Origin of the sequence: Propioniciclava soli, assembly GCF_014858005.1 — a bacterium.
Taxonomy (GTDB): Bacteria; Actinomycetota; Actinomycetes; order Propionibacteriales; family Propionibacteriaceae; genus Propioniciclava; species Propioniciclava soli.
Genome location: NZ_JACYOT010000016.1, coordinates 20929 through 39721 on the forward strand (window position 1 = coordinate 20929; position 18793 = coordinate 39721).

The following is an 18793-nucleotide window of genomic DNA, read 5'->3' on the forward strand; positions in this document are numbered from 1 at the left end:
AGGCGCTCAGGCCGTGCGCTGCGCGGACGCCGAGGCGTACAGGCAGATCGCGGCGGCGGTGGCCAGGTTCAGCGACTCGGCGTGGCCGTAGATCGGCACGGCCACGGTGGTGTCGGCCAGGTCGAGGTGTTCGGCCGGCAGGCCCCACGCCTCGTTGCCCATCACCCAGGCCGTCGGCCGGCCGAGCTGCTCCCCGAGATCGGTCAGGTCGACCCCGGCGTCCCCGTCGGTGGCGAACACCTGCATGCCGGCGGCGCGGCAGGCCTCGATGGTCGCCTCCAACTCCACGCCGACCACGACGGGGAGGTGGAACAGGCTGCCAACCGAGGCGCGCACCGTCTTGGGGTTGTAGACCTCGACCGAGTCGGAGCTGAACACGACGGCGTCCGCGCCGAAGGCGTCCGCGCACCGGATCACCGTGCCCGCGTTGCCGGGGTCGCGGATCTGGGCGCAGATGACGATCAGCGCCACGTCCTTGCGCTCGTGCTTCTTCTTGGGCTGCGTCGGATCCTTGCGGCGCGTGCCGAGCACGGTCGAGAGGTCGACGTCGACGCGGTTGGCGACGGCGATGACGCCCTGGGGCGTCACGGTGTCGGACATCGTGCCGAGGTTCTGCTCGCTGACGGCGTAGACCGGGACGGCCTCGGCGCGGGCGGCGTCGATGAGGTCGACGTTGGCGGCGGCGTCCGACCAGCGCACGAACAGCGACTCGACCACGCCCGGCACCGCGAGGGCCTCGCGGACCCCCTGGCGTCCCTCGACCAGGAACAGGCCGGATTCACGGCGCTCCTTGCGGCGCAGCAGGCTGCGCGCCTTGCGCAGGTCGGCGTTGCTCGGCTCCTCGAGCTCGATGCGTTCGCTCATCATCCCTCCGAATCTCGCGTCGCCCAGCCTTGCACATCTGACGGACGCGAACATGCGCGCGCGGCAGCCCGGGACACGTGGGAACCCCGGCTGCCGCGCGGCGTGGACCGTCTCAGGCGGCGGCGGGCTGGCTGGCCTTGGCCAGCTCGACCAGCGACGCGAACGCCTGCTCGTCGGTCACGGCCAGATCCGCCAGGATCTTGCGGTCGACCTCGACACCGGCGGCCTTCAGGCCGGAGATGAACCGGTTGTAGGTCATGCCGTTGGCGCGGGCGCCGGCGTTGATCCGCTGGATCCACAGGCGGCGGAAGTCGCCCTTCTTGTCCTTACGGTGGTCGTAGCTGTACGTGTAGCTGTGGAGCAGCTGCTCCTTGGCCTTGCGGTACAGGCGCGAGCGCTGGCCGCGGTAGCCGGACGCCTCGTCCAGCACCTCACGGCGCTTCTTCTTCGCGTTCACGGAGCGCTTGACGCGAGCCATGGTGGTATCTCCTCGTGGGTGTCAGTTCGGGTGGGTCACTTGCCGAGCAGGCGCTTGGCGGTCTTGGTGTCGGCCTTGCTCAGCACGACGTCATTGCTCAGGCGGCGGGTGCGCGTCGTGGGCTTGTGCTCGTTGAGGTGCATCTTGCCGGCGCGGCGGCGCATGATCTTGCCGCTGCCGGTGACCCGGAACCGCTTCTTGGCACCGGAGTGCGTCTTCATCTTCGGCATGTCGCCGCTCCTTCTTTCTTCGGCACGACCCCGGGCGCGAGGTCGCAGGTTCTTGGCACACGGATCCCGGGCGGGCCCGTGCGGATGGCGATCGACGTCAGATGACGTCGGGATCCAGGTTGTCGGCCGGCCCCCGCTTGCGCCGGGGCTGGGCGGACGCGTGCGCCGCGGCCCGCTGCTCGGCGGCCTCCCGGGCCTCGGCCTCGGCGTCGGCCTGACGCTGCTCGGCGCGGACCTGCTTGGCGGCCTGCTCCTCGGCGCGGGCCTCGGCCTTGCGCCGAGTGGGCGTGAGCACCATGAGCATGTTGCGGCCGTCCTGGCGCGGCTGGCTCTCGACGCTGCCGTCCTCCGCCACGTCGTCGGCGAGGCGCTTGAGCAGGTTGTAGCCGAGCTCGGGGCGGCTCTGCTCGCGGCCACGGAACATGATGGTGATCTTCACCTTGTCCCCGCCACGGAGGAAGCGGACCACGTGGCCCTTCTTCGTCTCGTAGTCGTGGTCGTCGATCTTCGGGCGGAGCTTCATCTCCTTGATGACCGTGTTCGTCTGGTTGCGTCGGCTCTCGCGCGCCTTCTGCGCGCTCTCGTACTTGAACTTTCCGTAGTCCATGAGCTTCGCGACCGGCGGACGGGCCTGCGGCGCGACCTCGACCAGGTCGAGATCCGCCTCGCGGGCCAGGCGCAGGGCGTCGTCAATGCGGACGATGCCGACCTGCTCGCCGTTGGGGCCGACCAGGCGTACTTCGTTCACATGGATGCGATCGTTGATGCGCGGTTCGGTGCTGATGGGTGTGCCTCCCTGTCGTGGTGGGCGTCGACACACGAAAAGGGCTCCCGCTGCGTGCGGAAGCCCAAGCCCAGCGGCACTCACCCCGACTCCCCGGGGGCACCGATACCCTGCCGGCCGGGGGCCGGACGGGTGGGAGCTTGGCGACTCCACTTCGCAGCGAACGCACCCTCGACGGGTGGTCGAACCCGTCCATCCTATCGGACCCCGCGCCCTCGCCCAAGTCGGCTGCCCGCCCACGATGTGTCGGCGGACGCGGACGCCCGGTTCCGCCCCCTAGTCTGGTGCCTTTCACACCGACGTGCACGCACCCATCACCGAGCCCGGGAGGATCGCAGCATGGCCGAGGCCGCCACCGTGGAGGCCCGCGAGGTGTCGAAGGTCTTCTTCTCCGGATCGGATCCGGTGTGGGCCCTCGACGGCGTCTCGCTCACCCTCGACCCGGGGTCGTTCACCTGCATCGTGGGCCCGTCCGGCTGCGGCAAGTCGACGCTGCTGCGCATCATGGGCGGCCTGGAGCCGCTCACCTCCGGCGAGGTGCGGCGTCCCCAGAGCGGCTAGCGCGTCAGCGAGGCGTTCGTGTTCCAGGAGCACGGCGTGTTCCCCTGGATGACCGTGCTCGACAACGTGGCCTTCGGGCTGCGCATGAACGGGGCGGGGGCGTCCGCCCGGACGGCCACGGCACGCGACTGGATCTCCCGCGTCGGGCTGGCCGCCTTCGAGGGCCACTACCCCCACCAGCTCTCGGGTGGCATGCGGCAGCGCGTCGCCATCGCGCGCGCCTTCGCGACCGGCTCCGCGGTGCTGCTCATGGACGAGCCCCTCGGCGCGCTGGACGCGCAGACCCGGCAGCTCATGCAGGAGGAGCTGCTGACCCTGTGGGAGGCCGAGCGCAAGACGGTGCTCATGGTGACCCACGACATCGAGGAGGCGATCCTGCTCGGCGACCGGATCATCGTGATGTCGACCCGACCGGGGCGCATCACGTCCGACATCGCCGTGCCGTTCCCCCGCCCCCGCACGATGGGCATCGAACGCGACCCGGCGTTCGTCGACCTACGCCACCGCATCTGGGGCCTGCTCAAGGACGACGTCCGCGCCACCGAGGAGGGGGCATGACGCCCACGAACCACGCCGCGACGCCGGCGTCCGCGCCCAGCGAGTCGCCCGACCGCGCGGCGCGCACCGAGGCGGCAGCCCGCGACGAGCGCGCCCGCGAGCGGCGCCTGCGCACCCGGGATCTCGTGCTGGCCGTCGCGACGCCGGTGGCGCTGCTGGCCCTGTGGGAGGTGGCCGCCCGGGCGGGGTGGATCGACATCCGCGTCTTCTCCTCCCCCACCGCCGTGGCCGCCCAGGCCGCGACCATGGCGTCCGACGGTTCGCTGGCCACCCACACGCTCGCCACGCTCGGGCGCCTCACCATCGGCGGGCTGATCGGGGCGGTGCTGGGGGTCGTCGTCGGGTTGCTCATGGGCACCTCCCGCGCGCTCAACGCCGCGCTCGGCCCGACGTTCGCGGCGCTGTACGCGCTGCCGAAGGTGGCCATCCTGCCCATCTTGTTGTTCATCTTCGGCCTCACGGAGACGCCGCGGATCCTGTCGGTGGTGATCAGCGTGTTCTTCATCATGCAGATCAACACCGTGGCCGGGGTGCACGCGATCGACGCGAAGCTGCTCGAGGCCGCCCGGGCCTACGGGGCCCGCGGGCTCGACCGCTTCCGCTTCGTGATCCTGCCCGGGGCGCTGCCCTACGTCTTCGCGGGGTTCCGCGTCGCGGTGGGCACGGGGGTCATCGTCATCACCGCCGTGGAGATGCTGGCGTCCAACACCGGCCTGGGCTATCTCATCTGGAACTCCTGGACGCTGTTCATGCCTGCCCGCATGTACGTGGGGCTCGTGATGGTGTCGCTGCTCGGCGCGGGCCTCACCGCCCTGTTCGCCCTGCTCGAGCGCCGGGCCATCCCGTGGCGCCGCGGACGCCGCGCGTCCTGACGTCCTCCCCCAACCCTGAAACCGACCGCACCACCCACCTGAGGAGCACTCCCGTGAAGCGCACCGCAAACCGCATCGCCGGCCTGGTGGCCGGCCTCGCCCTGGCCCTGGCCGGCTGCACCGGGCAGGCCGCGCCGTCGGCGTCCGACTCGGCCGGCACGGCCGAAGGCACCGAAACCACCACCGTCCGCGTCGCCCACGTGCCGTCGACGCTGTTCTCCCCGCTGTACATCGCCCAGGCCAAGGGGTACTTCGCCGAGAACGGCGTCGAGGTGCAGCTGGAGGCGGTGCAGTCGGGCCAGGACGCGATCCCGCTGTTGGCCTCCGGGCGGCTGGACGCGCTGACCGCCGGTTTCTCCGCCGGCATGTTCAACGCGCGCAGCGAGGGCCTGGAGTTCCAGGTGGTCGGCTCGATGGGGCGCCAGACCGGCGACCCGGAGGACTCGCCCACCTCGCTCATCGCGGCGCAGGCGTCCTACGACGACGGTTCGGTGACGTCGGTGGCCGATCTGGCGGGCAAGCGGATCGCCGCCGCGGGCGGCCCGGGGGCGACGGGCGGGTTCCTGGTCGCGTCGATCCTGGAGGAGGCCGGCCTGGAGCTGACGGACGTGGAGATCGTCAACGTCTCCACCCCCGACATGCCCAACGCGCTGGCGACGGGCGCGGTGGACGCCGCGCTCATCTCGGCGCCGCTGTCGGAGCGGGTCGTCGGTGACGGTGCCGGCACCGTGATCGGGGTGCCCGCCGCGGGCGTCAGCTCGACCGGCGTCCTGTACGGCCCCGAGTTCGCCGCCACCCCGGCCGCGCAGCAGTTCTTCGACGCGCTCGTGCAGGGCGCGGCCGACCTGCAGGGCGAGGGGGCCACCGACGAGGAGAACCTGCAGATCCTCGCCGAGGCGACGTCGCAGGACATCGAGGTGCTGCGCACCGCGCCGAAGTACACCTTCGACCCGCGCCTGGCGCCCTACCCCGAGACCATCGACCAGATGGAGCGCATCTGGATGGCCGGCGGGCAGATCACGCATGCCACGCCGCTGGGGGCCGACGCCTTCGTGAACGACGAGTTCAGCGCGAACGCCGGTTCCTGACCGCCGTCGCAGGGGCGCCCGGGCCGCTTAAGACTGGGACTGGGCGCCCCTGCGCGCGACGAACACCAGGGCCCCCACGATGGTGATGAGGGTGGCCCACGTGAGCACGCCGACATAGCCGCCCGTGGCCAGCCGGAACGCGGTGTCGGCCACGCTCAGCACGAGGATGATGCCGATCGCGATGAGCGGCCCTCGGAAAGAGGTTCCGCCGCGACCGGGCGCCTTCCCGACCAAGTCGGGCCTAGCATCCGCGATTCTGCGCGTGTCATTCTCCATGGGTCGATTCTTCCCCAGTGGAGTTGCCGCGGGCGTGGACCCAGCCGAAACCCCCGTCGTCGAGCTCCACGAGCCGGCGGCCCTGCGCGAGCTGCGCGAGGACGTCACCCTCCAGCACCAAGGACGCCGGACCGGCGATGTCGATGACCACGGCGACCGACCCGGTCTCGGCGGCGGTCGCGGCGACGTCGTCCAGGGTGCACGGGACGGGTCGCGCCTGGGGCTGCCAGGCGGTCAGGGCGTCCAGGCCGCTGAACACGGGCACGGCCGTGGCGCCGGCGTCCGATTGCACCAGGACGGCCGCCATCTCGGCATGACGGTCGGGGTCGGGGCCGTCGCCGCCCTCGTCACCCGTGGCGACGATGGGCAGCAGGAAGCGGCCGACGCACAACTCCACGATCGCCCGCTGGTAGGCGCGGGCGTCGTCGTAGGCGGACGCCAGCGCCGCCCGCACCCGGGGGTCGGGGGCGCCGGTGTCGCCGGCGTAGGACGCTTGGGGCTGGCCGAGAAAACGCACGGGGCCCACGGTAGCGCCGGTTGGGACCGGGGCTCCCGGGGGCCGTAGGGTGGGGCCATGCAACCCGACGTCCTCCACATCGTCATCACCGTCGTGCTGACGCTGCTCTTCGCCGTGGTCACGGCCCTGATCTGGCGCCGCGCCCAGGTGAAGACGGTGTTCTGGTGGATCGGGCTGACCCTGCTGCCCGCCGGCGTCTACCTGCTGGGCCTGGCGCCCGCCGTCGACGGCGCGATCACCACGCTGACGTCCTGGGTGCAGGGGCTCGTCTTGACGCCGCTGGTCTGGACGGGCATCGTGCTCGCGGGGCTCTCGGCCCTCCTCATGCTGGGCAGCCGGCTCATTCCCTCGGAATCGCTCGCCGACCGTCGTGCCGCCCGCAAGGACGCCGCGAAGCAGCCGCGCACCGCTTCCGGCAGCCCTGCGCCGTCGGCGCGAGCCGCCGCGAGCGGTCGCACCCGCCCGGCCGTGACCGGACGCGACACCCCCGCCGCTGCCGGTGGGGCGACGCGCCCCGGGACGGCCGCCCCCGGCAACCAGGCGGCGGGCTCCGACGCCGAGTTCGACGAGATCGCGGAACTGCTCCGCAAGCGCGGCATCAACTGACGTGCACCACCCCGCACAACCGCCCGAGCTCGTCACCGACCTCTCCCCCACCACGTGGATCGAGCCGCGTCTGGAACCGTGGGGCTGGGGCCGCGGTGTTCCCGTGTGCTCGCAGGTGCCCACCGGATTCGCGGTCTACCTCCGCCTGTTCCACCCCGCCCCCGACGGCCGCCGTTGGGATCGCATCGCCGCCCAGCGCTATCGCTTCGCGCACCCCCTGATGCAGTGGGAGGGCCTGTGCCGCAACCAGGACGAGTTCGTGAACGGGCCGATGATCGGCTCGCTGCCCGAGGCGGAGATGCGCCGGCTGTTCTGCCACCTGCCGGCAGCCGACGAGGTCTACTACGCCTTCTGGAACGGCTTCGGTCTCGACCACGTCGCGGCCGGTCTGGACCCGGAGCGACCGGGCCGGGTGCTCGGCCAGGGCCGGCGGATCGACAGCTGGCGCACCCCGCTGCTGGAGTTGCCCTCCCGCGGTTACGTCGTCCTGCGCGGCCCCCTGCACCCCCTCGCGCTGGTGACACGTGGGCAGGGCGAAGCGCCCCTCGAACCGGAGCAGTCACCCAATCTGATCTGGCCGGCGGAGCACACGTGGTTCGTGGCCACCGAGATCGACCACCGCTTCACGCTCATCGGCGGTGATGAGGCTCTCGCCACGGCGCTGCTCGACGATCCGGAACTCGAAGTCGCGCGCGTCCAGCCGGACGACCGCATCGACTACGGCGGCGACACCGTCAACGACAAGCTGCCCGCCTGGGGCTGATCAGCCCTCGCCCCCCTCAGCGCCGGGCACGGCAACATCGGACGCGGGCCGGACGGGCGCGTACCGGGCGTGGAGCTCGCGGAGCACCTCGACGTCCTCGTCGGTGTAGCGGCCGTCCACGCGCTGCAGCGCGAGCACCGGCTGGTCGAGGTGACCCTTCTCGAGGAATGCCCACGAGTCGCCCGGCCAGTAGCGAACCGCCGCGACGGCGTCCCACGGCACGTGGTAGCGCTTGAGACCGTTGCGCAACACCACGCCCTCCGGGCCGGCCTTCACCCAGCACATCGCCATGACCCACACGATGCCCAGCATGATGAGCACGAAGAAGACGAGCGTGCCGATCTGCAAGCCGGTGAACAGGACGCGAATCGATGCCGGCAGCATGAACCAGCCCAGCAGCGCCGCCCCGGGCAGCACGATCGACCACAGGATCGCCTGCCGGCGCACCATGCGGGGGTGCGCGGCCAGCTCGACCTGACTCAGTTCCTTCGGACGGCCCATGGCTCCCACCCTAGCGATCCGCTCAGAGGCGGCACGCCGCGATGTCGGTGACGAGGATGCCCTCGGCGCCGACGTCCCACAGCTCGTCCATGAGCCGGTGCGCCTCGGCGGCCGGGATCATGGCGCGCACGGCCAGCCAGCCGTCGCGCGCCAGCGGTGACACGGTCGGGCTGTCGATGCCGGGGGTGATCGCACAGGCGGCCTCGAGGCGTGCCTCGGAGACGTTGTAGTCGATCATCTTGTAGTTGCGGGCGGTCATCACGCCGGCGAGGCGGCGCAGCAGCAGGTCCAGCCCCGCCGGACGCTCGACGCCCCGCGGCTGGATCAGGATCGCCTCGCTCACCAAGATAGGCTCGCCGAACATCTCCAGCCCGGCGCGCTTGAGCGTCGAACCGGTCTCGACGACGTCGGCGACGGCGTCCGCCACCCCCAGGCGGACGGCCGACTCGACCGCCCCGTCCAGCTTGATGAGGCGCGCCTCGATGCCACGCTCGGCGAGCCAGGCCCCGAGCAGCCCCGGGTAGCTGGTGGCGATGCGGGTGCCGTGGAGGTCGGCGGCGCTCCAGCCGGACGCCCCCGGCGCGGCGAAGCGGAACTTCGTGCCGCCGAACCCGAGGGCGAGCACCTCCTCGGCGGCGGCCGCGGAGTCGAGCAGCATGTCGCGGCCGGTGAAGCCGAGGTCGAGCGTCCGCTCCCCCACGTACACCGCGATGTCGCGGGGCCGCAGGTAGTAGAACTCGACCTGGTTGGCGGCGTCGAGCAACACCAGATCCTTGGAGTCGGTGCGCTGCCGGTAGCCCGCCTCGGTCAGCATGTGGGTGGTCGCCTCGGCCAGGGAGCCCTTGTTGGGCAGGGCGATGCGCAGCGGTCGGTCGGTCACGGTCGGCCTCTCAGAGGTAGCGGTAGACGTCGGCGAGGGTCAGACCCTTCGCGATCATCAGGACCTGCGTGTGGTAGAGCAGCTGGCTGATCTCCTCGGCCGTCTCGGCGTCGGACTGGAACTCCGCGGCCATCCACGACTCGGCCGCCTCCTCGACGACCTTCTTGCCGATGAAGTGGACGCCGGCGTCCAGCTCCTTCACCGTGCCCGACCCCTCGGGCCGTTCGGCCGCCTTGGCGGACAGCTCCGCGAACAGATCCTCGAACGTCTTCACGTGGCCCCACCCTAGCCGTTCAGGCGGACGCCGAGCAGCGCATCCACGGCGGTGACCACGGCGTCGACGGCGGCCGGGTCGTCCCCGCCGACGCTCGTGTGGGCCGCCACCCAGGTGTCGACGGCCGCCAGGGCCGCGGGGGCGTCCAGGTCGTTGCGCAGCGCGTCCCGGATCGCGGCGACCGTCTCGTCGGCGGTGAAGCCCCCGGCATCGTTGGTGACCGCGAGCCACGCGGCGAGGCGCTGCTGCGCCGCGGCCAGGTCGGCGTCGGTGTACTCCCAGTCGTCGCGGTAGTGGTGCGCGAGCAGCACGAGCCGGATGGCCCGGGCGTCGACGCCCTGCTCGCGCAGCTTCGAGACGAGCACCAAGTTGCCCTTGGACTTGCTCATCTTTTCGCCGTCGTAGCCGACCATGCCGGCGTGCACGTAGGCGCGGGCGAACGGCTCGCCCGTGGCGGCGCGCGCCTCGACGGCGCACATCTCGTGGTGCGGGAACACCAGGTCGGAGCCGCCGCCCTGGACGTCAAAGGTCTCCCCGAGGTGCTCCAGCGCGATGGCGGTGCACTCGATGTGCCAACCTGGACGCCCCCGCCCCAGGCTCGACTCCCATGCCGGCTCTCCGTCGCGCGCCTGGCGCCAGACCAGGCAATCGAGGGGGTCGCGCTTGCCCGGGCGGTCGGGGTCCCCGCCACGCTCGGCGAAGATCGCCCGGGCGGCCGCGAGGTCGAGATGCGCGACGTCCATGAAGCCGTCGGCGGCGCTGCAGGCGAAGTACCAGTCGGGGTGCTCGGGGTCGTCCACCTGGTACACAAGACCCGTCGGCCGGAGTCGCTCGATCAGGCTCACGACCAGCGGGATGGACTCGACCGCCCCGACGTAGTGGTCGGGCGGCAGGACGCACAGGGCCTCCATGTCGGTGCGGAACAGTTGCGTCTGGTCTTCTGCCAGCTCCTCCCACGCGACGCCGGTCGCGTCGGCGCGCTCGAGCAGCGGGTCGTCGACGTCGGTCACGTTCTGGGTGTAGCGGACGCCCACGCCGGCGTCCCGCCAGACGCGGTTCAGCAGGTCGAACGCGACGTAGGTGTTGGCGTGGCCGAGATGCGTGGCGTCGTAGGGCGTGATGCCGCAGACGTAGAGCCGGGCGTCGGCGTCCGAGGCCGGGCCCACCTCAACCAGACGGCCGGTCGCGGTGTCGAACACGCGCGGACGCCGCGGGTCCCGGTGGGCCAGCGGGGGCACGTCCGGGGCGGACCATGCCTGCATGGGGGCTCCTGTCGTCGAGTTGGGCGGCGACGCGCGCGGTTGCGGCAACCTGCCTCGGGAAAGCCTAGCGTCGCCATTACGCTGGCTCGCCGGGGCGACATGCGCCCGAGACAGGGAGCTGGTTCATGCTGCAGTGGTGGGAGTCCGTGATCCTCGGCATCGTCGAGGGCATCACCGAGTTCCTCCCGGTGTCGTCCACCGGGCACCTCACCGTCGTGGAGAAGCTGATGGGGCTGCCCATCGACGACCCGTCGGTGACCGCATACACGGCGATCATCCAGGTGGGCGCCATGCTGGCGTCCATCGTGTACTTCTGGCGCGACATCGTCCGCATCGCGACCGCCTGGTTCGCCGGGCTGGCCGATGCCCAGAAGCGCGGGAACGACTTCAGGCTCGGGTGGGCCGTGATCGTCGGCTTCGCGACGACCGCCGTCATCGCCCTGGCTCTGCGCGGCTTCATCGAAGGGCCGCTGCGCTCGCTGTGGGTCGTCGCCGGCGGTCTGATCCTCTGGAGCTTCGTGATGTTCGCTGGCGACCGGCTCGGCAAGCAGACCCGCGGTGAGGAGTCGATCACCTGGAAGGACGGCCTGCTGCTGGGCCTCATCCAGTCGATCTCGCTGATCCCGGGGGTGAGCCGCTCCGGCGCCACGATCTCCGGCGCGCTGTTCATGGGCATCGACCGCGTGAGCGCGACCCGGATGAGCTTCTTCTTGGGCATCCCCACGCTGGTGGCGGCCGGGACGTTCCAGGCCATCACCGCCGCGCCCGACATCGCGGCCCCCGGTGGCGTCGGGTGGCTGGCGACGGTGATCGGCATCGTCGTGTCGTTCGTCGTGGCGTACGTGTCCATCGCCTGGCTGCTGAAGTTCGTGGCGACCAACGACTTCACCGTGTTCGTGATCTACCGCATCGTGGTGGGCCTGGTCATCGTCGGGTTGCTGTTCGGCGGCGTGATCACGCCGGTGTGAACCGGCTCTGACGCGGTGGCGGACGCGTGAGCCCGCCCGGATGAGCGGGGCGGCGTCCGTTGGCTAGGGTTGCGCGCATGTTGCGCCGGAACGCGGGCACCAGCGGGTTGTCGACCTCTCGAATGGGGCTCGGCACCATGACGTGGGGCCGCGACACCTCCAAGGAGGACGCCCGCGGCCTGCTGCGCGCCTTCACCGAAGCGGGCGGCGACCTCGTCGACACCGCCCCGGCGTACGCGAGGGGCGAGGCCGAGCGCATCCTCGGCGTCCTGATGAAGACCGAGGTGAACCGCGACGACATCGTGGTGGCCACGAAGGCCGGGTTCACGTTCCGCGACGGCGTCCGGGTGATCGACACCTCGCGCCGGGCGTTGTTGGACGACCTGCACGAGTCGCTGCGCCGGCTGCGCACCGACCACATCGACCTGTGGCAGGTGCACGCCTGGGGGCCCGCGCCGCTCGAGGAGACGCTCGCAGCGCTCGACCATGCGGTGACGGTGGGCGACGTGCGGTACGCCGGCGTCTCGAACTTCGTGGGCTGGCAGACGGCCTCGGCGGCGACGTGGCAGGAGGCGTTCCCGGGGCGTGCCCGCATCGTGGGCAACCAGGTGGAGTACTCGCTGCTGGCGCGGCGGGCCGAGGTGGAGGTGCTGCCGGCGATCCGGCATTTCGGGATGGGGTTCTTCCCGTGGTCGCCGATGGGACGCGGGGTGCTGACGGGCAAGTACCGCGGCGGCGTCCCGCGCGGGTCGCGGGCGGCGTCGGACCACTTCGGCTGGTACGTCGAGCCCTACCTGGAGCCGCGCTCGCGGGCGGTGGTGGAGGCGGTGGCCAAGGCGGCGGACGGCCTGGGCATCACGCCGCTGCAGGTGGCCTGGCTGTGGGTTCGGGACGCCCCGGGCGTCACCGCTCCCCTGCTGGGCGCCCGGACCGCCGAGCAACTGGCGGAGTACCTGGCTGCGGAGGAGATGGAGCTGCCGGTCCCCATCGCGGCGGCCCTGGACGACGTCTCCGGCGGGCCGAACGACGCGCGTCCGGCGCCGACGGCGTGAGGGGCGCGGGTCGGCCGCCCTGTGGTGGACGGACGGCGGCGTCGTTTCGACATCTCCGCCTCGGCGCGGTATGGTTCTAGGGCTGTCGGGGCAACCCGGACGACACCTGCGCGGGTGGCGGAATTGGCAGACGCGCTAGCTTGAGGTGCTAGTGCCCGATTAAGGGCGTGGAGGTTCAAGTCCTCTCTCGCGCACTGGGAGCTTCGGCTTCCTGACTACTGCTTTTGCCTCTCTGACAAGGCGATTTACCTATCTCGCTCTTGGTCCCAAGTGGACACAAGTGGCCGGATAGTGCCGTTCTATCCCCACGTACTCCCCACGCTCTCCCCACGTGGGGAATGGGGAACCTGCCCCCCGATGGCCGTGAAGGCACCCTCGACACCGTCATTTGAGGTGAGCGAAGGAGCGCGTCATGTCTCAGCCACTCCCCCGCGGCGGGGCTGCCCGGGGTGCGGCCGCCGGCGTACGAACCGGGCGGCCGGACATGATGCGCGTACTGGTGATGGCTCGTCATGCCTAGAAGCCGGACGGCCGGACGCCGTGTCTCCGGCGAGATCTCGAAGCTACCCAGGGGCCGATTCCGGGCGCGCTACACCGGACTTGACCCGGACCCGATCTGCGGCGCCACAGCGCCCCCGTGACGTTCGTGGCGCGGATGGATCCAAAGGCCTGGCTGGTCGACCAGGAGCGCTCGATCAGCCGGGGTGAGTGGACGCCGCCGGTCAGGACCGCAACCCCTCCACTCCTGCCCGAGGTGTTAGGCGAGCACGCAGCAGCGGTGCTGGCACGTCGGCGGCTGCGGCCGGGTGCTGTGGCAGCGGCAGTGACATCGCCGATCCGGGCGATCGTCGCGCCGAGGGCTGCGTCGTGGGAAGGGCCGCGGGAGACGTCGTGTCCGGGGTCCAGGTGGTGGAGCATCTGGGCCGGATCCGAGGGTTCTCTGATCCGACTGATCGGTGGCGCGATCACATGACTGGAATTCCAGTCATTTCGGTGGGACGATGATCACATGATGTTCGGACAGCCCTTCGGCGGCCTCTTCCCCGGGGCACGCAGCGCGGTGCTTTCTGTCCTGCTACGCACAGGCACACCTCTGACGGGAAGGCAGATTCACGGCTTGATGCGGGACGAGCACAGCTTGTGGTCGGTACAGCAGGCCCTCGCGGACTTCGTTTCGCTCGGACTCCTCGAGAGCACGACCGTGGGCCGGGCGAACCTCTACACGGTCAACGAGGCCCACTACACCGTGGGGGCCCTGAGGGCCCTCCTGGAGCCCCTCGGCACCCTGCGTGAGATCGCCGCCGCATCCGGGGCGGACTCGGTCGTCCTCTTCGGTTCGGTCGCCCGTGGCGAGGCCACGGCCAGCAGCGACATCGACCTGGCCGTGATCGCGGAGGAATCGTGGGATGGACGAGCAGAGCTGGAGGACTCCGTCCGCGCACAACTCGGCAACGACTGCGATGTGGTTGTGTTCACTCCTCACCGGTTCGCTCAACTCGCCGCGAGCGGGGACGAACCGGTGGTCGAGCAGATCATGGCCGATGGTGTTGCGCTGGTGGGCTCACTCCCCCGACCCGGATCACAGGTGGCCTGATGCCCAGTTTCGAGCAACGCAACCACGCCCGGAGCTTCCTGAGGAAGGCGCAGGAGTATCTCGCCTCGGCGGAAGCCGACCTGGCGGCCGAGCGCAACACTGTCGCGGCGGCGAACGCGATCCACGCCGGCATCAGCGCCAAAGACGCGATCGTAACCAACCTGACCGGCAGCACGGGCAAGGGCAGGGACCACGCAACCGCCGCGAAAGAGCTTCGCCAAGCCCTGGGCAAACGGTCCGAGGCCGCCGCCGCTGAGAAGTGGCTCCGTGACCTGATCTCCAGCAAAGCCGATGTCGAGTACGGCGTCACCCTGGTGTCCGCAGCCAAGGCCGAGCCGCTCGTTCGACGCGCCAGAAACCTGGTCGAGTTGGCCGTCGACATCGTCCACCTGGGAACCTGACCTCCCGCTGGCGGAGGCTCCCGATCGGGTGACCGTCGGCCCAGGCTCACCAAAAGGGCACAGTCAAGGCGCTCACCAACGCAGACGATTGCCCACGCATTCCCCACGACGAGGCGCAATACGTGAACAACCAACGGAAAAGAGCATTGCCGAGGGGGATTCCAGGCGAAAGGCGTGGAGATTCAAGTCCTCTCTCGCGCACTGGGAGCTTCCCGTCTACTCCAATTGTCCCACTGACAAGGCGTTTCACCTATCCGGGCCCTGGGAGGAGGCGACCCCTTGCGCCGCATCCGGTGAGCGGTGGCGTCCGCCTGGGCTGGTGTGACGGCATGACAGTCCCGTGGGCCACTGCCACCGCCTCGGCGGGACTGGCCGGCCTGGCCGCTTTCCAGGCCACCCTGGCCGCCGGTGCCCCGTGGGGGGTAGCCGCCTACGGCGGCCGCCCAGGACGCCTCCCCGTTCGCCTCCGCCGTACCAGCGCCGGCGCTGCCATCGGCTACGCGACCCTCGCGACGTTCGTCGCCTCAGGCGCGGGGACGCCCATGGTTCGCCGCGGCATGTTCATAACAGTCGCGGCACTGTTGGGCCTGGCGGTCCTACCGAACCTGGCGTCGCCGTCCCGGTGGAGCCCGCGATCTGGGCGCCGGTGTGCGCCGTGACCGCCGCAGCCGCTTGGCGGGCTCTGCCACCGCCCCTCGCCTGAGGTCACGTCTGCGCACACGTCACGCTTTTGCACACCATCCGTGCTCCTCCAGGCCTGCCATCTGGAAGGAGCAGATCAGGTTCCGATACCGATGACACCAACGGCATCGTGGTCATCGAGCAAGGAGAGAACCTCGTCCCCAGCCCAGAAGGCGCTGCCGGCCCGATCGAAGAAGAAGGATTGCCCCACGTGCACCACCGACCCATGCCGGGAGACGAGGCACCCCTCAGTGAAAGTTGTGCCCTCGTCGAGCACGACAATGAATCGACCCGCCCGCTGGCCCACTTCGCCGTCGAGCATGAGCTGCCCCCGAGGGCTGACCAACAGGCGGCCGGGGTGGGCTACAGCGTCGTGCACCATGGGGGCGGTGGAGACGAGAAAGCAAACACCATCCACACATTCTTCACGAAGGCAGAAGGACAGCAGCTCCTTTTGCCTTCGAGAACGCCTCTCCACCACCATTGAGACTGTCACCCCAACCCGCATGCGAGCTCGAAAACTGTTTTGAGGCGATGCAGGGATCTACCCGCCAGGGGCTCAACGTAATGCGGAGAAGAAGGCGCAGTCAATGGCACGGCACGTCGCCGCCCGCGGGCTCATTGACCTCGCCAGCTCACCGCGGCGTCCCACGATCGGCGGGAGGACCGGTGACTCGTGGAACCAATCCGTCACCGAGACGGGACGCCCCGCTCGCTGGGCGCTCGTCCCGTTCACGTGGAGCGCCCTCTCCTCACCTGGCGCATCTGTTCTGCACTTCGCGCCTCCTTTCTGCACTTGGCGCAGTGCAGCTCACCTGGCGGGGCCTGGACGGGCCGCCGGGTGACGTCCGCTGCGCCACGTGCCGCCAAGGTGCGCCACGTGCATTCCCGACGCGCGCCACGGCGGCGTCCACCCCGCCGGCTGACGCCCAGCAACCCGGAGGCGACCGCGTCCAGACCCGACCCCGACGCCGTCCTACTCGTTGTCCCCGCCGGTGCCCTGGGTACCCGCCACGACCGACTCCGTCGAGTCGCCCCCGTCGCCCCAGACCCAGTCGTTCACCTCCGGGTGGTCGATGCCGTGTGTGTAGGCGTACTGGCGGCACATGATGCGCTGGTCGGCCATGTACTGCCGCAGGTTGGCGTACCGCGAGCCGAGCGAGGGCACGCGGTCGATGACATCCATCACCAGGTGGTAGCGGTCGAGGTCGTTGCGCATCACCATGTCGAACGGCGTCGTGGTGGTGCCTTCCTCCTTGAAGCCGCGCACGTGCAGGTTCGCGTGGCCGGTGCGCCGGTACGTGAGCCGGTGGATCAGCCACGGGTAGCCGTGGTAGGCGAACACCACGGGCCGATCGGGCGTGAAGTACGTGTCGAACTCCCGGCTGGTCAGCCCGTGGGGGTGCTCGTCGGCGTCCTGCAGCCGCATCAGGTCGACCACGTTCACGACGCGCACCTTCAGCTCCGGGATCGCCTCGCGCAGGATCTTCGCCGCCGCGAGCACCTCGATGGTTGGGATGTCGCCGGCGCAGCCGAGCACGACGTCGGGGTCGTCCCCGTCGGACTCGGTGCCCGCCCAGTGCCAGATGCCGAGGCCGCGCGTGCAGTGCTTGATGGCCTCCTCCATGCTCAGCCAGTTCGGGTTCGGCTGCTTGCCGGCCACGACGACGTTCACGTACTGCCGCGAGCGCAGGCAGTGGTCGAACGTCGACAGCAGCGTGTTGGTGTCCGGCGGCAGGTAGACCCGGATGATCTCGGACTTCTTGTTCACCACATGGTCGATGAACCCCGGATCCTGGTGGCTGAAGCCGTTGTGGTCCTGCCGCCACACGTGGCTGCTCAGCAGGTAGTTCAGCGACGCGATCGGACGCCGCCACTCGATCTGGTTCGTCACCTTCAGCCACTTCGCGTGCTGGTTGAACATCGAGTCGACGATGTGGATGAACGCCTCGTAGGAACTCATCATCCCGTGGCGCCCGGTGAGCAGGTAGCCCTCCAGCCAGCCCTGGCACTGGTGCTCCGACAGCATCTCCATGACGCGGCCGCTCACGTCCAGGTGGTCGTCGTCATCGGTGGCGTGGAACTCGGCGTTCCACTGCTTGTCGGTCACCTCGTAGACGTCCTGCAGCCGGTTGGACGCCGTCTCGTCCGGCCCGAAGATGCGGAACGTGGTCGGGTTCGCCGCCACGACGTCGCGCAGCCACGCGCCCAGCGTGCGGGTCGCCTCCGAGACCGTCGCGCCGGGCTCCTCCACGTCGACGGCGTGGTCGCGGAAGTCGGGCAGCTTGAGGCCGGCCAGCACCAGCCCGCCGTTGGTGACGGGGTTGGCGCTCATGCGGCGCTCACCTTGCGGCGCCTGCGCGGCGATCTCGGGCAGCAGGGCCCCGTCGGCGTCGAACAGCTCCTCGGGCCGGTAGGAGAGCAGCCAGTCCTTGAGCTGCTGGAGGTGCTCGGGGGTGTCGCGGGCGGACGCCAGCGGCACCTGGTGGCTGCGCCAGCTTCCCTCGGTGCGCTTGCCGTCGACCTCCTCCGGGCCGGTCCAGCCCTTCGGCGTCCGGAACACGATCATGGGCCAGGCCGGACGCGGGGCGTCCTTGCCCTCGGGCTGCGCCTTGATGCGGACGATGGCGTCCAGTGCCTCGTCGAGGACGGCCGCGAACCGCTGGTGGGTCTCGAGCGGATCCTCGTCGTCGAAGCCACCGGTGAAGAAGAACGGCTCGTGGCCGTAGCCCCGCATGAGATCGGCGAGCTCGGACTCCGGGATGCGCGCCAGCACCGTCGGGTTGGCGATCTTGTAGCCGTTCAGGTGCAGCACCGGCAGCACGACGCCGTCGGTGGCGGTGTTCACGAACTTGTTCGAGTGCCACGACGTGGCCAGCGGGCCGGTCTCGGCCTCACCGTCGCCGACGACGGTGAACGCCAGCAGGTTCGGGTTGTCGAAGACGGCGCCATAGGCGTGCGAGAGCGCATAGCCCAACTCGCCCCCCTCGTGGATCGAGCCCGGGGTCTCGGGCGCGACGTGGCTCGGGATGCCGCCGGGGAAGGAGAACTGCTTGAACAGCCGGCCCAGCCCCGCGGTGTCGCGGGTGACCGTCGGGTACACCTCGGTGTAGGTGCCCTCCAGATAGGTGTTCGCCACCAGGCCGGGGCCGCCGTGGCCGGGGCCGGTGATGTAGAGCGCGTCGAGCCCCCGCTGGGCGATGGCGCGGTTGAAGTGCGCGTAGAGGAAATTGAGCCCCGGCGTCGTCCCCCAGTGGCCCAGCAGGCGGGGCTTGACGTCGTCGACGGTGAACTCCTCGCGCAGCAGCGGATTGTCCAACAGGTAGATCTGGCCGACCGAGAGGTAGTTCGCGGCGCGGAACCACGCATCGATCAGCCGCGCACCCTCCGCGTCGAGGGGCGTGCCGGTGGTCTGGGGCCAGGTGTCGTGCGCAGTCATCGTGATGCCTCCCGGTGTTCCTGGGTGGTGTGGTTCCGGACGCCCCCCACGCTAGCCCGCCGCGGCCCGACGTGGGCGGTTCGGCGTCCGTGGAGTGGGCTGACTCGGAGTGGGGGCGTCCGATCACCTCCCGGCGCCCGGCCA

20 protein-coding genes, 1 tRNA gene and 1 pseudogene are annotated in these 18793 nt (G+C 70.5%); 10 read left to right on the plus strand and 12 right to left on the minus strand.

All coding sequences use genetic code 11. The annotated features are described in order from the left end of the window. Window positions 1–6: 6 nt before the first annotated feature. The 4 genes from IFY26_RS14285 to infC all read right to left on the minus strand — a co-directional run bounded on the left by IFY26_RS14285 (window position 7) and on the right by infC (window position 2440). Window positions 7–864: a TrmH family RNA methyltransferase gene (locus IFY26_RS14285; RefSeq protein WP_232549677.1), complete on the minus strand. Its 858-nt coding sequence runs from the start codon at window positions 862–864 to the stop codon at window positions 7–9. 112 nt (window positions 865–976) lie between these two features. After that, entirely contained in the window at window positions 977–1342 is a 366-nt protein-coding gene (rplT, locus tag IFY26_RS14290; protein ID WP_232549678.1) for a 50S ribosomal protein L20, read from the minus strand. A gap of 35 nt (window positions 1343–1377) precedes the next feature. Further along, window positions 1378–1572, minus strand: a complete 195-nt coding sequence (rpmI, locus tag IFY26_RS14295) for a 50S ribosomal protein L35 (protein WP_232549679.1) — start codon at window positions 1570–1572, stop codon at window positions 1378–1380. A gap of 97 nt (window positions 1573–1669) precedes the next feature. Further along, window positions 1670–2440 (minus strand): translation initiation factor IF-3, encoded by a 771-nt coding sequence (gene infC, locus IFY26_RS14300; protein ID WP_416046581.1) that lies wholly within the window; start codon window positions 2438–2440, stop codon window positions 1670–1672. Between the two features lie 255 nt (window positions 2441–2695). On the opposite strand from infC, the pseudogene IFY26_RS14305 reads away from it, so the two are divergent. The 3 genes and pseudogenes from IFY26_RS14305 to IFY26_RS14315 all read left to right on the plus strand — a co-directional run bounded on the left by IFY26_RS14305 (window position 2696) and on the right by IFY26_RS14315 (window position 5435). Beyond that, window positions 2696–3475 (plus strand): annotated as a pseudogene (locus IFY26_RS14305) (ABC transporter ATP-binding protein). After that, complete coding sequence (locus tag IFY26_RS14310; protein WP_232549681.1) at window positions 3472–4347, plus strand: ABC transporter permease; 876 nt, start codon at window positions 3472–3474, stop codon at window positions 4345–4347. The pseudogene IFY26_RS14305 and the gene IFY26_RS14310 overlap by 4 nt, the downstream one beginning before the upstream one ends. Window positions 4348–4400: 53 nt before the next feature. Next, window positions 4401–5435, plus strand: a complete 1035-nt coding sequence (locus IFY26_RS14315; protein WP_232549682.1) for an ABC transporter substrate-binding protein — start codon at window positions 4401–4403, stop codon at window positions 5433–5435. A 27-nt stretch (window positions 5436–5462) separates the two neighbouring features. Here IFY26_RS14315 and IFY26_RS14320 read toward each other — a convergent pair whose 3' ends face one another. Both IFY26_RS14320 and IFY26_RS14325 read right to left on the minus strand, forming a co-directional pair. Continuing rightward, window positions 5463–5711, minus strand: a complete 249-nt coding sequence (locus IFY26_RS14320) for a hypothetical protein (RefSeq protein ID WP_232549683.1) — start codon at window positions 5709–5711, stop codon at window positions 5463–5465. Then, window positions 5701–6228, minus strand: coding sequence for an SseB family protein (locus tag IFY26_RS14325; protein ID WP_232549684.1), 528 nt, complete (start codon window positions 6226–6228; stop codon window positions 5701–5703). The genes IFY26_RS14320 and IFY26_RS14325 overlap by 11 nt, the downstream gene beginning before the upstream one ends. A gap of 57 nt (window positions 6229–6285) precedes the next feature. Here IFY26_RS14325 and IFY26_RS14330 point away from each other — a divergent pair, with 57 nt between their 5' ends. Both IFY26_RS14330 and IFY26_RS14335 read left to right on the plus strand, forming a co-directional pair. Then, window positions 6286–6834, plus strand: a complete 549-nt coding sequence (locus tag IFY26_RS14330; protein ID WP_232549685.1) for a hypothetical protein — start codon at window positions 6286–6288, stop codon at window positions 6832–6834. 1 nt (window position 6835) lies between these two features. Next, complete coding sequence (locus IFY26_RS14335) at window positions 6836–7597, plus strand: hypothetical protein (protein WP_232549686.1); 762 nt, start codon at window positions 6836–6838, stop codon at window positions 7595–7597. Here the strand turns inward: IFY26_RS14335 and IFY26_RS14340 are convergent, their stop codons facing one another. Genes IFY26_RS14340 through mshC form a run of 4 tightly spaced genes read right to left on the minus strand, consistent with a single transcriptional unit; the run spans window position 7598 to window position 10514 of the window. Further along, window positions 7598–8098 carry a PH domain-containing protein gene (locus IFY26_RS14340; RefSeq protein ID WP_232549687.1) on the minus strand — a complete coding sequence of 167 codons (501 nt, stop codon included), beginning with the start codon at window positions 8096–8098 and terminating at the stop codon, window positions 7598–7600. It abuts the gene before it with no gap. Between the two features lie 22 nt (window positions 8099–8120). Beyond that, window positions 8121–8978, minus strand: a complete 858-nt coding sequence (gene hisG / locus IFY26_RS14345) for an ATP phosphoribosyltransferase (protein ID WP_332836200.1) — start codon at window positions 8976–8978, stop codon at window positions 8121–8123. A gap of 10 nt (window positions 8979–8988) precedes the next feature. Further along, on the minus strand, window positions 8989–9252 hold the full coding sequence (locus IFY26_RS14350; protein ID WP_232549688.1) for a phosphoribosyl-ATP diphosphatase: 264 nt from the start codon (window positions 9250–9252) through the stop codon (window positions 8989–8991). 11 nt (window positions 9253–9263) lie between these two features. After that, window positions 9264–10514: a cysteine--1-D-myo-inosityl 2-amino-2-deoxy-alpha-D-glucopyranoside ligase gene (gene mshC, locus IFY26_RS14355; protein ID WP_232549689.1), complete on the minus strand. Its 1251-nt coding sequence runs from the start codon at window positions 10512–10514 to the stop codon at window positions 9264–9266. Window positions 10515–10642: 128 nt separating this feature from the next. Between mshC and IFY26_RS14360 the strand changes: the two genes are divergently transcribed. From IFY26_RS14360 to IFY26_RS14380, 5 genes are all read left to right on the plus strand, one after another. Next, window positions 10643–11482 carry an undecaprenyl-diphosphate phosphatase gene (locus IFY26_RS14360; protein WP_232549768.1) on the plus strand — a complete coding sequence of 280 codons (840 nt, stop codon included), beginning with the start codon at window positions 10643–10645 and terminating at the stop codon, window positions 11480–11482. Between the two features lie 77 nt (window positions 11483–11559). Then, on the plus strand, window positions 11560–12534 hold the full coding sequence (locus IFY26_RS14365) for an aldo/keto reductase (protein WP_232549690.1): 975 nt from the start codon (window positions 11560–11562) through the stop codon (window positions 12532–12534). 108 nt (window positions 12535–12642) lie between these two features. Further along, window positions 12643–12728 (plus strand) — tRNA-Leu (locus tag IFY26_RS14370). A gap of 944 nt (window positions 12729–13672) precedes the next feature. Further along, the gene (locus tag IFY26_RS14375) at window positions 13673–14128 is read left to right on the plus strand and encodes a nucleotidyltransferase family protein (protein WP_232549691.1); all 456 of its coding nucleotides are present in this window, start codon (window positions 13673–13675) and stop codon (window positions 14126–14128) included. Next, window positions 14128–14529 (plus strand): hypothetical protein, encoded by a 402-nt coding sequence (locus tag IFY26_RS14380; RefSeq protein ID WP_232549692.1) that lies wholly within the window; start codon window positions 14128–14130, stop codon window positions 14527–14529. Before IFY26_RS14375 ends, IFY26_RS14380 begins: the two co-directional genes overlap by 1 nt. Before the next feature lie 778 nt (window positions 14530–15307). Here IFY26_RS14380 and IFY26_RS14385 read toward each other — a convergent pair. Both IFY26_RS14385 and IFY26_RS14390 read right to left on the minus strand, forming a co-directional pair. Next, on the minus strand, window positions 15308–15532 hold the full coding sequence (locus tag IFY26_RS14385) for a hypothetical protein (RefSeq protein ID WP_232549693.1): 225 nt from the start codon (window positions 15530–15532) through the stop codon (window positions 15308–15310). Window positions 15533–16186: 654 nt separating this feature from the next. Continuing rightward, window positions 16187–18649 (minus strand): phosphoketolase family protein, encoded by a 2463-nt coding sequence (locus IFY26_RS14390; RefSeq protein WP_232549694.1) that lies wholly within the window; start codon window positions 18647–18649, stop codon window positions 16187–16189. Window positions 18650–18793 lie beyond the last annotated feature (144 nt).